This is a genomic window from Pseudoscardovia suis, from assembly GCF_002797875.1.
Lineage (GTDB): Bacteria > Actinomycetota > Actinomycetes > Actinomycetales > Bifidobacteriaceae > Pseudoscardovia > Pseudoscardovia suis.
Map to the genome: position 1 here is coordinate 519,936 of NZ_PGFC01000001.1, position 14,814 is coordinate 534,749.

The 14,814-nt window shown below is 60.6% G+C and carries 10 protein-coding genes and 1 pseudogene; 9 read left to right on the forward strand and 2 right to left on the reverse strand.

The annotated features are described in order from the left end of the window. The first annotated feature begins 11 nt into the window (after positions 1-11). From CLV65_RS01930 to CLV65_RS01960, 7 genes are all read left to right on the forward strand, one after another. Positions 12-923, forward strand: a complete 912-nt coding sequence (locus CLV65_RS01930) for a shikimate dehydrogenase (protein WP_094691693.1) — start codon at positions 12-14, stop codon at positions 921-923. 232 nt (positions 924-1,155) lie between these two features. Continuing rightward, positions 1,156-2,115 carry an RNase adapter RapZ gene (gene rapZ, locus CLV65_RS01935; protein ID WP_094691694.1) on the forward strand — a complete coding sequence of 320 codons (960 nt, stop codon included), beginning with the start codon at positions 1,156-1,158 and terminating at the stop codon, positions 2,113-2,115. A 332-nt stretch (positions 2,116-2,447) separates the two neighbouring features. Continuing rightward, a complete protein-coding gene (whiA, locus tag CLV65_RS01940; RefSeq protein WP_094691695.1) occupies positions 2,448-3,428 on the forward strand; it encodes a DNA-binding protein WhiA in 981 nt (326 codons plus the stop codon). 209 nt (positions 3,429-3,637) lie between these two features. Next, complete coding sequence (locus CLV65_RS01945) at positions 3,638-4,843, forward strand: phosphoglycerate kinase (protein ID WP_094691696.1); 1,206 nt, start codon at positions 3,638-3,640, stop codon at positions 4,841-4,843. Between the two features lie 184 nt (positions 4,844-5,027). Further along, complete coding sequence (gene tpiA / locus CLV65_RS01950) at positions 5,028-5,822, forward strand: triose-phosphate isomerase (RefSeq protein WP_094691697.1); 795 nt, start codon at positions 5,028-5,030, stop codon at positions 5,820-5,822. Between the two features lie 124 nt (positions 5,823-5,946). After that, the gene (gene secG, locus CLV65_RS01955) at positions 5,947-6,195 is read left to right on the forward strand and encodes a preprotein translocase subunit SecG (protein ID WP_094691698.1); all 249 of its coding nucleotides are present in this window, start codon (positions 5,947-5,949) and stop codon (positions 6,193-6,195) included. Positions 6,196-6,623: 428 nt separating this feature from the next. After that, complete coding sequence (locus CLV65_RS01960; protein ID WP_094691848.1) at positions 6,624-8,378, forward strand: aminotransferase class I/II-fold pyridoxal phosphate-dependent enzyme; 1,755 nt, start codon at positions 6,624-6,626, stop codon at positions 8,376-8,378. Positions 8,379-8,680: 302 nt separating this feature from the next. Here the strand turns inward: CLV65_RS01960 and tal are convergent, their stop codons facing one another. Further along, a complete protein-coding gene (gene tal, locus CLV65_RS01965) occupies positions 8,681-9,784 on the reverse strand; it encodes a transaldolase (RefSeq protein WP_094691699.1) in 1,104 nt (367 codons plus the stop codon). Positions 9,785-9,875: 91 nt separating this feature from the next. Further along, entirely contained in the window at positions 9,876-11,975 is a 2,100-nt protein-coding gene (tkt, locus tag CLV65_RS01970) for a transketolase (RefSeq protein WP_094691700.1), read from the reverse strand. Between the two features lie 261 nt (positions 11,976-12,236). On the opposite strand from tkt, the pseudogene hrcA reads away from it, so the two are divergent. After that, positions 12,237-13,325: pseudogene (gene hrcA / locus CLV65_RS01975) on the forward strand (heat-inducible transcriptional repressor HrcA); the annotation flags it as partial. Between the two features lie 184 nt (positions 13,326-13,509). Continuing rightward, positions 13,510-14,655: a molecular chaperone DnaJ gene (dnaJ, locus tag CLV65_RS01980; RefSeq protein ID WP_094691702.1), complete on the forward strand. Its 1,146-nt coding sequence runs from the start codon at positions 13,510-13,512 to the stop codon at positions 14,653-14,655. The last annotated feature ends 159 nt before the right edge of the window (positions 14,656-14,814 follow it).

Here is a 14,814-nt window from a genome sequence, read left to right on the forward strand (position 1 = left end):
AGGAACAACCGATGACGATTACACACAGGGCAGCCGTGCTGGGAGACCCCATCGCGCACTCGCTGTCGCCGGTATTGCACAACGCCGCGTATGAAGCGCTCGGACTGTCCGACTGGCATTACGACCGCGCGCGAGTGAGCGAAGACAGCCTCGTGGAATTCCTTCATGGCCTTGATGACTCATGGCGCGGACTCAGCCTCACCATGCCCCTCAAGCGCACCATCATCCCGTTCGGAGAGCCTGCGGACCGTTGGGTGGAGCTTCTCGGCGTTTCCAACACAGCGGTGTTCGACTGGTCCAAGCCCAACGGAGCCGACGCCCATATGCCGGCGATCACATTGCACAACACGGACGTGCATGGCATTGTGGGCGCTCTGACGGATGCAAGCAATGCAACAGATGGCCTCCCGACACAATCCGATGTGTACACAGCCCTTGTCATCGGCAACGGCAACACAGCGCGTTCCGCCGTCGCGGCGCTTTCCAGCATGGGCGTGCGGCGCATCGATGTGGCGGCGCGGCATGAAGCGAAGACCACGCCGCTCATCGAACTGGGCGAGCAGCTCGATGTGACGGTTGCGTCGATTCCATTGGAAAGCGTCGCCGAGCGCGCCACGCACTATGATTTCGCCATCAGCACACTGCCGGCGCACGCCGCCGATTCCATAGCTGTTTCGCTCGCCGCCGACCATCGTCCCGCGGGCGAGGCACGTCTGGGCACGCTGCTCGACGTCATATACGACCCTCGTCCCACCCAGCTCATGCAGACATGGAAGGAGCTGGGCGGCACTGCCGTGGGCGGGCAGGAAATGCTGTTGCGCCAAGCGGTGCCACAGGTCGCCTTCATGACGGGCATCGATGTGCAAGACGTGCAGTCCCAGGCTTTCGAGGCGATGCGCACGGCGTTGTACGCGGCATTGTGAGACTCTACGCAAGCCGCCAAGCGATTCGGCTGTGTGATACAGCGTTGCGAAGCGAGGCGGCGAGGCGGGGTAGTATGAAATTGGTCTGCGACACACGATGAATCAACGACCTGCTGGGGGCGGAACATCCCAGGCAATTCGTCGGCATCGTGGAACAGAAGCGGCATTGAAACATCAGCGACGCATGGCATATGAACCGGTCATGCGTCCACCAGCAGAGTGGAGCACAGGCATGGCAGCCACGGCACAGCACAATCCAACCGATCCTTCACCGCAAGACCCAGCGACGTCCCAATCCGCGCCCCAGCCAGCCCAGGACTTCGAGGTCCTGCTCATCACCGGCATGTCAGGCGCAGGACGTTCACGGGCTGCGGATGCTGTTGAAGACATCGGCTGGTATGTGGTCGACAATCTGCCGCCGAACATGCTCGTGCCGCTTGTCGACATGATGACGTCCTCAGGTTCCAAGGTCCACAAGCTCGCCACGGTCGTGGATGTGAGGACCCGAGGCTATTTCGATGACCTCGCCGAGGTCTTCAACCATCTGGACGATCTGGGCGTCAAATACCGCATCCTGTTCCTCGATGCTTCCGACAGCGAACTGATCAAGCGTTATGAATCCGTGCGCCGCCCCCATCCGCTTCAGCGGGGCCGCAGGCTCATCGACGGCATCAAGGAGGAGCGCGAATTACTCTCCGGCCTGCGCGACCGCGCGGACGTCGTCATCGACACAACCGGCATGTCAGTGCACCAGCTGTCGACGAAGCTGTATGACTCGCTTCTGGGCTCGGGCCCTTCCACGGTCACCGTGCACATCTTCAGCTTCGGGTTCAAATACGGCATTCCGCTGGACGCTGACTTCGTTGCCGACGTCAGGTTCCTTCCCAATCCTTATTGGGTGCCGGCGCTACGTGAGATGACAGGACTTGACAAGCCGGTGAGCGACTACGTGCTGCAAAGCGACGACGCCCAGAAATTCCTTGCTTCCTACACCGATGCGATCATGACGGCGATCGAAGGGTATGCCCGCGAAGACAAGCATTATGTGACGATTGCCGTGGGCTGCACCGGCGGACAGCACCGCTCGGTGGCGATGAGCGAGGAGCTCGCCCGGCGCCTTCGCGCCAACGGCCTCACCGTGTCGGTTTCCGCCAGGGAACTGGGACGGCGGGACAAGCACCAAGACAAGTGACAAGGGCTGGCGCTTCCGATGTTCAGGTCGTCCGCCATGCAGTCGCCGTTAGCGGACGCATGGTGGACGACCGCCGCAGGATGAGACGTAACAGGGTTAATATATTCATCAGCACTTGGCAGGTCGCAATCCGATCAGCCGACGGAAGAAAAAGTCTTAAACGCGCTACTATAATCATCGCCGGTTGCCCGTAGAGTCGGCAAACAGCCCGATACTGCGACGGTACCGCTGGATGGGGTGCGCATCTTGCCCCTGCGCGACCGTCGAACGAACGTGATAGACAATAGACGACAAGACGCGACACTAGAAGAGAATGGAAGGATGGGAACCAGTTGGCTTTTGTGGATGATGTCAAGACTGAACTCGCTTCGATCGTAGATGAGCCCGCGACTGTGAAGCAGGCACAGGCATCCGCGATGATTCGTTTGGGTGGCGGCATCCGCGTGGTGCAAAACAGGCTTTGCCTCGAGCCCAGCTTCGACAACCTCCAGGCCGCCAAGTGGCTCCAGCAGACCATTCAGGCCGTATACCGCCACCAGGCGCTGCTGATCACCGAAAAGCGATCCACGCCCGCGGGCGTCGTGGACGTCTACAAGGTGAGTGTCACCCAGTCCGGCGGCGCCCTTGCATTGCAGACAGGTGTGTTCGACAGGCGCACGAAGCGCCTTGTCGCGGGTCTGCCCAACGACATCATCAGCGGCAACATCGCACAGGTGAAGGCCGCATGGCGCGGCGCTTTCCTCGCCCTCGGCACATTGTCGGAACCCGGCAAGGCAAGCCTGCTCGACCTGCTGTGCCCCACGCGTGAAACCGCGATGGCGCTCGACGGCATGGCACGTCGCCTGGGCGTCCCTATGAAGCTCCACCGTGCGAAAGACAACTCCATCCACATCATCATCCGTGATTCCGAGACCGTCGAGCGCATGCTTCTGCTCATGGGCGCGACCCGCACGAGCCGCGAGTGGAGCGGAAAGCGCGTGGATGGCGAATCACGCAGCAAGGCGAACCGCCTGGCGAACTTCGACGACGCCAACATGCGCCGCAGCGCCAAGGCAGCCGTCGAAGCGTCGAAGAAAATCGAACGCGCCTTCAAGATCCTCGGTGATGAGATTCCGCAGAACCTGCGCGACGCCGGCCAATTGCGCATCCAGCACAAGGACGCCAGCCTCGAGCAGCTCGGGCAGCTCGCCGATCCGCCGATTTCCAAAGACGCCATCGCCGGCCGCATCCGCCGTCTGCTTCAGCTCGCCGACCGCACCGCGAAAAAGCGTGGCATCAGCCTCGACGACCCAGCCGCGGACGAAGAAAACTGACACGAATCTTTCAGGCGTCGAAATGTTGTTTTTCAGCGCCACCATGTAGAATTTCCATTGTTGGACCACAATGGTTGACATAGGCTGACTCATGTTTCGGCGGTCGGATTGCGTCACTGACGCAGCGTAAAGGTCACGGCGAATAGCCGTGGCTGATGCGTTCGGCCTCCGGCTGGGTCTCCATTCCTTAGAATCCAGGAAAGGATACCATGAAGACTCTCAAGGATCTGGGTAATCTGGAAGGTAAGCGCGTGCTCGTGCGCGCTGATTTCAACGTTCCGCTGGACGGCACGAAGATCACCGATGACGGTCGTATCCGCGCCGCTCTGCCCACCATCAACGAGCTGCGTCGTCAGAACGCCAAGATCATCCTGATGGCTCACCTCGGCCGTCCGAAGGGCAAGGTCGTGCCGGAGCTCAGCCTCGCACCGGTCGCCGCACGCCTTTCCGAACTGCTCGACGCCCCCGTGACGCTCGCCAAGGACACCTACGGCGAGGATGCGCAGGCGAAGGTTGCCGCCATGAAGGACGGCGACATCGTGCTGCTCGAGAACGTCCGCTTCAACCCTGAAGAGACGAGCAAGGACGAGGCGGAGCGCGCTGCGTACGCCAAGAAGATCGCCGCTCTGGGCGATGTGTTCGTGTCCGACGGTTTCGGCGTTGTGCACCGCGCGCAGGGCTCCAACTACGATGTCGCCAAGGACATCCCGGCTGCAGCCGGCCTGCTCGTCGAGAAGGAAGTCAAGGCGCTGTCCCGTGCGACCGAGAACCCGGAGCGTCCGCTGACCGTCGTGCTCGGCGGCTCCAAGGTCTCCGACAAGCTCGGCGTCATCGAGAACCTGCTGTCCAAGGCCAACCGCCTCGTCATCGGCGGCGGCATGGTCTACACCTTCCTCAAGGCCCTCGGCAATGAGGTCGGCACCTCGCTCCTCGAGGAAGACCAGCTCGACACGGTCAAGGGCTACATCGAGACCGCCAAGAAGAACGGCGTCGAGCTCGTGCTCCCCACCGACATCGTTGTCAACGCCGGCTTCCCGGCAGGCGACACCCCGATCAACCCCGAGGTTGTGCCCGCTGACGCCATCCCGGCCGACAAGATGGGCCTCGACATCGGCCCGGCTTCCCAGAAGCTGTTCCACGACAAGATCGTTGATTCCAAGACCGTCGTGTGGAACGGCCCGATGGGCGTGTTCGAAGTCCCGCAGTTCGCTGAAGGCACGCGCGCAGTGGCACAGGGCCTCGTCGACGCCACGAAGGCCGGCGCCTTCACGATCGTCGGCGGCGGCGATTCCGCTTCCGCAGTGCGCAACCTCGGCTTCGACGAGGCTGGCTTCTCGCACATCTCCACGGGCGGCGGCGCTTCCCTCGAATTCCTCGAGGGCAAGACCCTTCCTGGCCTGGCAGTGCTCGAGTAGTCAACCAGCCCTAGCGTGAGACGAAAGACTGGGTTCCGCAATCACGAACCCAGTCTTTCGTTGTTTTCATGGCTTTGCATGTGTGTACATCCGGCACCTTGTGATTCCCGTGACCCCGCAAATCCCGCAATACTCATAACGACTCGTTCGAACATCCACGACAAACATCCAAAGGTGGCAATTCATGCGTAGGCCGATAGTAGTGGGCAACTGGAAGATGAACCTCAACCATCGCGAGGCGACGTATTGCGTGCAGAAACTCGCATGGATCCTGCGTGACGCGAATTTCGACTACCGCACGTGCGACGTCGTGGTGCTTCCGCCTTTTACCTCGATTCGGTCCGTCCAGGTGCTCGCAGAAGCCGACAATCTCAAGATCGCGTATGGTGCGCAAGCGGTTGCCGCCACTTCCCAAGGTGCTTTCACCGGCGATGTCTCGGCTGACATGCTCGCCGCGCTCGACTGCAGCTATGTGATCGTGGGGCATTCGGAGCGTCGCAAATACCATCCGGAGGACGATGCCACGCTCGTGGATGAAACGCGTGCGATACTCACTGCCGGCATGCATCCGATTTTGTGCGTGGGGGAGAGCTACGACGAACGCAAGCAGGGCATCGAACTGGAATACGCCGTCGGGCAGGTCAATGACGTGACCCGAGATCTCTCGGATGACGAAGTGTCGAGAATGCTCATCGCCTATGAACCTGTCTGGGCGATTGGCACTGGCATGGTCGCCAATTCGCAGACCGCCCAGGATGCAGCGCATGCGATTCGCGAACATCTGGCGTCGTCGTTCTCGACCGAGGTGGCGGAACGCGTGAGGATCCTGTACGGCGGTTCCGTGAATTCCAAGAACGCATCTCAGCTCATGACGCAGGCGAAGGACATGGATGGGTTCCTCGTGGGCGGCGCGTCCCTCGACCCTGATGAATTCAGCGCCATCGTGCGGCTTACGCAGAAAGCCGCGAAACAGCGCTAACGCTCAAGGCATCCCACCCGTCAGGCGCACGAGGCCAAGGTTCGTCAAGAAATTTCGCCAAAATGGCCAAGATTGAGGACTGGATGGGGTAGAATGCCTAAAGGAAAACTTTTGGAGGTACATCGTGCACGTTCTCAAGATCGTCCTTGAAGTCATCGTCGTCATTCTCAGCGTCTTGCTGACGATGCTCATCCTCATGCACAAGGGCAAGGGCGGCGGCCTGTCTGATATGTTCGGCGGTGGCATCGCCATGAACGCAGGCACATCCGGTGTTGCAGAAAAGAACCTCAACCGCATGACCATCATCGTCGCTGTGCTGTGGGTCGCCATCATCATCGGCCTTGACCTGATGCTCAAGTACAACATCGGCTGACGTCAGCCAACCAAGTAGGTTTCCACCCATTCCCCGTAGTGCTACGGCAGCGTGGAAACAACCTCTTGGCTCATAACAATTGGCTTTTGAACAAGGGCTCCGTGCAGATCGTTTCTGCACGGAGCCCTTGTCATATCCTCCCATGCCAGAATCCCTTACAGGTCTCAAATCCCAGAATCACTCTGGATCCTTTAGCTACGCTGAATCCTACGCCGACTTTCGCCCCATGCGGATCTGAATCGGACCTCCTTGAATCCGACTCCGCCCCTCATCCACAGATCCTCCCCGAATCCACACAATTGAACTGAAATTGAACTTCTCGTGAGACTGTGATAATCATGACCACACCCGATAACATTTGGCATCATGCGGTGCTATCATATTGAACCAGAGTTCAATTTGTAGTTCAATATGGAGATGGAGGCATGATGGCAGATTTTCCAGCCACTCACGCCGCATCGGCACCTGACGACAACACGTTCGCGACACGTCTCGCCACGGCACTTGCCCTGCGCAATCTCAAGCAAATAGATGTCGTGCGCCGTGCACGCGCCGAAGGCCTCAAAATCGGCAAAAGCCACATGAGCCAATACGTCAGCGGAAAAACGATTCCGCGCGACGCCAACCTCGCGTTCCTCGCGCGCACGCTCCACGTCAGCGAAAGCTGGCTCATGGGGGAGGATGTGTCGGCCGCCCATGCATCACCACCCGGTTCGCTGCCAGCCGCCACCATCACGGCACACACCGGAGACCGTAATTCCTCACCCGCAGCGCATGATGAAGATGCCCCCAACGCTCGTTCCATTGCAGCGCAATCCATCGATTCATCAACCTTCAATCCGACAACCACAAATCCAGCAACCACCGATTCACCAAACACGAAGGACACATCCATGACCGACACCACGACGAACACAACGGACACATCCAGCACCACACCGTCCACGGAACGCAAGGCTCCGACACAGCGTCGCCTGTTCACCAAGTCGCACAAGCTCGACAACGTGCTCTACGATGTGCGCGGACCCGTTGTGGACGAAGCGGCGCGCATGGAGGCGGAAGGCATCAACGTCCTCAAGCTCAACATCGGCAACCCGGCGCCCTTCGGCTTCCGCACACCGGACGAAGTTGTGCATGACCTCGCGCATCAGCTCACTGAGACGGAAGGCTATTCACCGTCAAAGGGTCTGTTCTCTGCCCGCAAGGCCATCATGCAGTACTCGCAGATCAAAGGCCTGCCCAATGTCACGATCGACGACATCTACACCGGCAACGGAGTGAGCGAACTCATCAACCTGAGCATGTCGGCTCTGCTTGACGATGGCGACGAAGTGCTCGTGCCTGCCCCGGATTACCCGCTGTGGACAGCATGCGTCACCCTCGCCGGAGGCAAGCCTGTGCATTATGTGTGCGACGAAGCCTCCGAATGGTATCCGGATGTGCAGGACATGGAGCGCAAGATCACCGACCGCACGAAGGCAATCGTGCTCATCAACCCCAACAACCCGACGGGCGCGGTCTACCCGAAGGAAGTGCTGCAGCAAGTGGTGGAGGTCGCGCGCCGCCACCAGCTCATGATTTTCTGCGACGAAATCTACGACCGCCTGTGCATGGACGGCATCCAGCACACATCGATTGCATCGCTCGCGCCCGACCTGTTCTGCGTCACGTTCTCCGGCCTGTCCAAGTCGCACATGATCGCCGGCTACCGCATCGGCTGGATGGTGCTGAGCGGCAATAAGGCGCTGGGCAAGGATTACATCGAAGGCCTCAACATGCTTTCCAACATGCGCATCTGCTCCAATGTGCCCGCACAGTCCGTGGTGCAGACCGCATTATGGGGACATCAAAGTGTCAACGATTACATTGTGCCGGGCGGACGCATCTACGAACAGCGCGAATACATCTACAATGCGCTCAACGAGATTCCCGGCGTGAGCTGTGTCAAGCCGAAGGCTGCGTTCTATGCATTCCCCAGGCTTGATCCGGAGCGTTTCAACATCCATGACGACCAGCAGTTCGCCCTTGACCTGCTCAAGCAAGAGAAGCTGCTCGTGGTGCAGGGCACTGGCTTCAACTGGATCGCCCCCGACCACTTCCGCATTGTGTATCTGCCGCGTATCGAAGATCTCAAGGACGCAATCGCCCGCCTGACCCGATTCCTCGAATACTATCGTCAGTAACGATTGTTTCTTATCCCTCACAGATGGACAGAGGGGAGACGCTAACCGCCGGCAAGCCTACAGCTGCCGGCAGTTTTTGTTATGACAAACTCGGCAACGATAACGGCAACACCAACAGCAACACCAACAGGAACAGCAACAGGAACAGCAACAGCACGGTAACGCGACACAGCAAGATAAACAACACGCAACGGAACCGCAAGATACACAATAGGCGCCTGGCTTTCACCAGACGCCTATTGTTCACATGTCAATCAGCACATGGCCTGAAGCCACAGCCGACTAGACACAAGGGGAGTGTCTCAGCCGTTCACGCGGTCGATGCCGGACTGAACGTCAGCGAGCACGGAATCCCAGGAAGCGATGAACTTCGCAACGCCGTCAGCCTCGAGCTGGTCGGTGACATCCTTGATGTTGATGCCCAGATCAGCGAGCTTGTTCATGATGGCGTGGGACTCTTCGTAGGTGCCCTCGATGGACGGAGCGCCGTTGCCGTGATCAGCAAGAGCGTTCAGGGTCTTCTCAGGCATGGTGTTGACCACGTTCGGAGCAACGAGCTCGTCGACATACTTGCAATCGGAGTATGCGGCGTTCTTGGTGCCGGTGGAAGCCCACAGCGGACGCTGCTTCTTGGCGCCCTTGGCCTCGAGAGCGGCCCAGCGAGGATCGGAAGCGAACTTCTTCTCGAAGAGCTCGTAAGCGAGGCGAGCGTTAGCAACAGCTGCCTTGCCTTCGAGAGCCTTGGCTTCGTCGGAGCCATTGGCTTCGAGGAGCTTGTCGACGGCGGTGTCCACGCGGGACACGAAGAAGGAAGCGACGGAGCCGATGTGCTTGAGGTCGTGGCCGTTTGCGTCAGCCTGAGCGATGCCCTCGATGAAGGCGTCGATGACCTGCTCGTAGCGCTCGATGGAGAAGATCAGCGTGACGTTCACGGAGATGCCCTTGGCGAGCGTAGCGGTGATTGCCGGCAGGCCCTCGAGGGTTGCCGGGATCTTGATCATGGCGTTCGGACGGTTCACCTTTGCCCACAGCTCTTCAGCCTGCTTCTCGGTGGCAGCGGTCTCGTGAGCCAGACGAGGATCAACCTCGATGGAGACGCGGCCGTCAACGAAGTCGGTGGCCTCAGCGATGTCGCGGAAGATATCGGTGGCGTTGCGAACGTCGGTCGTGGTGAGCTCGCGCACTGCGGTCTCGACGTCGACCTTGCCCAGCTCCTTGAGCTGTGCATCGTACGGACCGACCTGGGAGAGGGCCTTCTGGAAGATGGACGGGTTGGTGGTCACGCCAACGACGTTCTTGTTCTTGATGAGGTCCTGCAGGGAGCCGGACTCGATGCGGGTGCGGGACAGATCATCCAGCCAGATGGACACGCCATTGTCGCTGGTGCGCTGAGTTGCTTCAGTCATGTTGTGTTTTCTCCTTGTATTCCTGTTTGGGAACAACTTAATAATACAAGCAGGGGTGCCGCGCAGATCGCAGTACCCCTGCTGGGGAATCTCAGGCGTTCACCTCAGCGAGGGAAGCCTTGGCAGCCTCGACCACGTGCTCGGCGGTGATGCCCAGATCGATCATGTTCTGAGCGCCGTCGCCCTGCAGGCCGAACTGCTCGATGGAGATGGCCTTGCCGTAAGCGCCGAGGTACTTGTACCAAGGCATTGCGATGCCAGCCTCGATGGAAACGCGGGCCTTGACACCGGCGGGGAGGATCTCCTCCTTGTACTCGGCGTCCTGCTCCTCGAACCACTCCATGGACGGGAAGGACACGACGCGAGCCTTGATGCCTTCGGCGGCAAGCGTCTTGGCAGCGGAGACAGCCCACTGCACTTCGGAGCCGGAAGCCATGATGATGACGTCCGGGGTGCCTTCGGTGTCAACGAGCACGTAAGCGCCCTTGCGCACGCCTTCCTTGGCCTTGTCCTTGGTCTCGGCAAGCGTCGGGACGCCCTGGCGAGTGAGGATCAAAGCGGTCGGCAGCGTGTTCTTCTTCTCGAAGAAGTAGCGGTAAGCCTCGGCGGTCTCGTATGCGTCGGCAGGACGCACGACCTCGAGCTGCGGGATTGCACGGAAGGAAGCAAGGTGCTCGATCGGCTGATGGGTCGGGCCATCCTCGCCGAGGGCCACGGAGTCGTGGGTCCACACGTACAGGTTCGGGATCTCCATGAGGGCGGCCAGGCGCACTGCCGGACGCTCGTAATCGGAGAACTGGAAGAAGGTGCCGTTGAACGGGCGGGTGTCGGAGCCCAGCAGGATGCCGTTCGTGATGGCGCCCATGGCGAACTCGCGCACGCCGAAGTGCAGCTGACGGCCGTACTCGGACTGCTCGGGCCAGGTGCGGGTCTCATCGGAGGAAGGACCGAAGGACTTGGCGCCGTTGATGTTGGTGTTGTTGGAGCCACCCAGATCGGCGGAACCGCCCCACAGCTCAGGCATGATCGGCGCGATGGCGTTGATGACCTGGCCGGAGGACTTACGGGTTGCGACCTTGGCACCGGGCTCCTGAGCAGCCTCGAACTTGTCGATGGCCTCGTCGAAGCCTTCGGGGAGCTCGTGGTTCTTGATGCGCTCATAGAGGGCGGCCTTGTCCGGGTTGGCCTTCTGCCAAGCGGCGAACTTCTCGTCCCACTCCTTGTGAGCCTCGAGACCGCGGTCAGCGACCTCACGAGCGTGGGCAAGAGCCTCTTCGTCAACCGGGAAGTCGACATCGGGGTCGAAGCCGAGTTCCTTCTTCAGGCCTGCAACGGCTTCTGCACCGAGCTTGGAGCCGTGGGAAGCCTCGTTGTTCGTCTTGCCCGGGGTCGGCCATGCGATGAGGGTGTCGACCTTGATGAAGTGCGGGCGGTCGGTGACGGCCTCAGCCTTGTCAAGGGCGGCGGCGAGGGCAGCGGTGTCCTCCTTGTAGGAGCCGTCGGGCTGGATGAAGGAGACTTCGTCCGTGTACCAGCCGTAAGCCTCATAGCGCTTGAGGATGTCCTCGGAGAACGTGAGCTTGGTGTCGCCTTCGATCTGGATGTGGTTGGCATCGAAGATCACGAAGAGGTTGCCGAGCTTCTGGTTGCCGGCGAGGGAGCCAGCTTCGGAGGAGACGCCTTCCTCGACGTCGCCTTCACCGCAGATGACCCACACCTTGTGGTCGAACGGGGAGGTGCCTGCGGGGGCTTCCGGATCGAGCAGACCGCGCTCGAAGCGCTGGCCGTAAGCGAAACCGACAGCGGAGGCAAGGCCCTGGCCGAGCGGGCCGGTGGTCATTTCGATGCCGGGGGTCAGGCCGTATTCCGGATGGCCCGGGGTACGCGTGTCTGCACCGCCACGGAAGTACTTGAGGTCATCGAGCGTCAGGCCGTAACCGGAGAAGTACAGCTGGACGTACTGCGTCAGGGAAGCGTGACCGCCGGAGAGGATGAAGCGATCGCGGCCGGCCCACTTCGGATCGTTGGGGTCGTGCTTGATGTAACGCTGGTACAGCGTGTATGCGATCGGAGCCAGGGACACCGGGGAGCCGGGGTGGCCGTGGCCAGCGCGCTCAACAGCATCGGCGGAGAGGACCTTCGCCATCTTGACGGCGCGATCATCCAGTTCAGACCAAGTGAAATCGGTCATTGATAATTCCTTCCAATTGGACGTGAGCAGGCCTCAAGGAACACAAGGCACTGCCCGCAATGACGATTCCATGCTAAACCGCCGCACAGACTTAGGCGGCGATGGGGGAGCAGGTACGCCATGTGTTTTCGTCGCCAGCGAAACATCGGCCGCAAATAGCACTCTCGGGTCAGGAGTGCTAAAACTGTGATATCAGCCAAGACCGGGCAATGCGGTCGGGCGATGCAACTGAATGCCAGCGAGTTGCCGGAAGGAGGAGGCATGGCGAACACGAGGCGAATGGTCGTGTTGCGCGCGGTGGTCGAGGATTACATCCGCACGCAGGAGCCAGTGAGTTCTGCCGCAGTGGCGCGCAGGCACAAGATTTCCGCAAGTCCGGCGACGGTCCGCAACGACATGGCGGCGCTGGAGGACGAAGGATATCTTGCGCAACCGCATACCTCCGCAGGCAGGGTGCCTACGCAGAAGGGCTACCGTTATTTCGTCGACAAGCTCGCCACCGTCATGCCCCTGACCCCGGCGCAGAAGAACGCAATACGCCAGTTCCTCTCAGGATCGGTCAATCTCGATGACGTGCTGCGCCGTTCCGCCCAACTTCTTGCACAGATAACCGGGCAGGTTGCGGTCGTGGCCTCGCCGTCGCTGGCGCGTTCCGCCTTGCGCCATCTCGAAATCGTGCCGGTTGCCCTCCACACGCAGCTCGTCGTTGTCATCACTGACACCGGCCGTGTCGAACAGCGCTCCATCGTCAACGCATCGTCCCCGTCCGTTGAATTCGTGCAGCGTCTGTGCGCTCAGGTGAACGACGATTGCACCGGCCTGGGGCTTGCAGCGACAGGGGGCAACCTGCGTAGCATTGCCCTGACATTGTCAGACCCGGCGCAGCGCGAATTCACGCTGTCGCTCGCGCACATATTCAGTGACCTCGCCAGCCAGGAACGCGCCAGCAACCTGTATATGTCCGGCACCAACCGCCTCACCCACAAGGAAGGTGCGCTCGAGGACGTCGCGCCGCTCCTCGACGCCCTCGAGGAACAAGTGGTGCTCATGCATCTGATGGGCAAGCTCAGCGAGGTTCCGACCGAGGGAGCCGCCCGGGGAGTGGGCGTGGCGATCGGCTCGGAGACGCACACGCCTGGTCTGCTTCATGCATCCGTGGTGTCCAGCGGCTACGGCCACTCATCGGGCAGCGGCATCGCCACCGACGACGCCCAGATCCCTGCCGTCGCCCCGGTGGCATTCGTGGGCTCCATCGGCCCCACTCACATGGATTACGCGACCACCATCGCTGCAGTGCGGGCGGTCGCGAAATACCTCACGGAATACGTCGCCCGGGAGGAGGGCGCCGACCCGGATGGGCCGGCTCCAGACCTTGGCGCGGATTCACAAGGCGACCCATCGCGCGGTGATTTCAATGGGCATGGTGATTCAAACGAGCCCGATGATTCCGACGGAAGGAACCATTCCATGACCCCATAGGATGGCGCCCCGATATAATCCCGCGTAGCAACACAGCGAAAACAAGGACAGACAAGTGGCAGAATCTGATTATTACGAGACGCTCGGCGTGAAGCGAGACGCCTCCCAAGAAGAAATAAAAAAGGCGTATCGCAAACTGAGTCGCAAGTATCATCCCGATCTTGCCGGCCCTGAGTTCGAGGACAAGTTCAAGGCGGTCAATAACGCCTATGATGTGCTCAGCGACCCAGACAAGCGCCGCATGTATGACATGGGCGCCGATCCCAACAATCCCAACAGCGGCGCGCAGTCGTTCCAAGGCGGCTTCGGGGACATCTTCACCGATTTGTTCGGTTCCGCGTTCGGCGCAGCCGGAGGCTCCGGCCCGATCCCGCGCACGCAGCCGGGACGCGACGCCCGCGCTGTCATGGACATCGACCTGAAGACGGCGGTGTTCGGCGGCACATCCAGCCTCGACATCTCCACGTACCAGGTCTGCACCACGTGCCACGGCACGGGTTGCGAAGGCGATACCAAGCCGACGACCTGCCCCGAATGCAAGGGGCGCGGCAGAGTGCAGCACGTGACGAACACATTGCTGGGCCAGATGATGTCGGAAAGCCCATGCCCCCACTGCCAGGGCTACGGCACGGTCATCGAGAAGCCGTGTCCCTCATGCCAAGGCCATGGCCGTGTGCGCACGAAGCGCACCGTGACGGTCAATGTGCCCGCGGGCGTGGACGACAACACCCGCATCCGCCTCAACAAGCAGGGCGAAGTGGGCGAGGGCGGCGGCCCCGCCGGAGACCTTTACGTGGACATCCGCGTCAAGAAGGACGACACGTTTACGCGCGAAGGCAACGACCTGCATAGCTGGATGCGCATCCCGCTCACATGGGCGGCGCTGGGCCACAAGACGCAGATCCCCACCTTCGACGGCGACCAGGAGCTGGAGATTCCGGCAGGCGCGCAGACCGGAAGCACGATTGAACTCAAGGGGCTGGGCGTCACCAGCCTGCGCGACGCCTCGCAGCGCGGAAACATCATCGTTCACCTGATCGTCGAAACCCCCACGAAGCTCACGGACGAGCAGAAGAAGCTGCTCGAAAAGTTCGCGTCTTTGCGAAAGGACGACGACTATACGCCCAAGAGCGGCGATGAGGTGAAAATGCCCAAGTCGTCCAAAGGCTTCTTCGGCAAGTTGAAGGACGCACTCAGCTGACACGCCGCATGGCTACCGTGCCATGCAAGATTGCGCATCAACAGCGTGCATTGACAGCGCGCAATAACAACGTGCATCAGCTGCACGCAATAAGAGCGCATATCACTTGCACATCACGCATATAACATCACGCATATAACATCACGCATACAAATGCAT

What these genes read in the sequence shown, in the direction of transcription:
- rapZ (WP_094691694.1), top strand. Translation starts at nt 1,156, where the DNA reads ATGGCAGCCACGGCACAGCACAATCCAACCGATCCTTCACCGCAAGAC.
- tal (WP_094691699.1), bottom strand. Translation starts at nt 9,784, where the DNA reads ATGACTGAAGCAACTCAGCGCACCAGCGACAATGGCGTGTCCATCTGG.
- CLV65_RS01960 (WP_094691848.1), top strand. Translation starts at nt 6,624, where the DNA reads ATGGCAGATTTTCCAGCCACTCACGCCGCATCGGCACCTGACGACAAC.
- tkt (WP_094691700.1), bottom strand. Translation starts at nt 11,975, where the DNA reads ATGACCGATTTCACTTGGTCTGAACTGGATGATCGCGCCGTCAAGATG.
- tpiA (WP_094691697.1), top strand. Translation starts at nt 5,028, where the DNA reads ATGCGTAGGCCGATAGTAGTGGGCAACTGGAAGATGAACCTCAACCAT.
- CLV65_RS01930 (WP_094691693.1), top strand. Translation starts at nt 12, where the DNA reads ATGACGATTACACACAGGGCAGCCGTGCTGGGAGACCCCATCGCGCAC.
- CLV65_RS01945 (WP_094691696.1), top strand. Translation starts at nt 3,638, where the DNA reads ATGAAGACTCTCAAGGATCTGGGTAATCTGGAAGGTAAGCGCGTGCTC.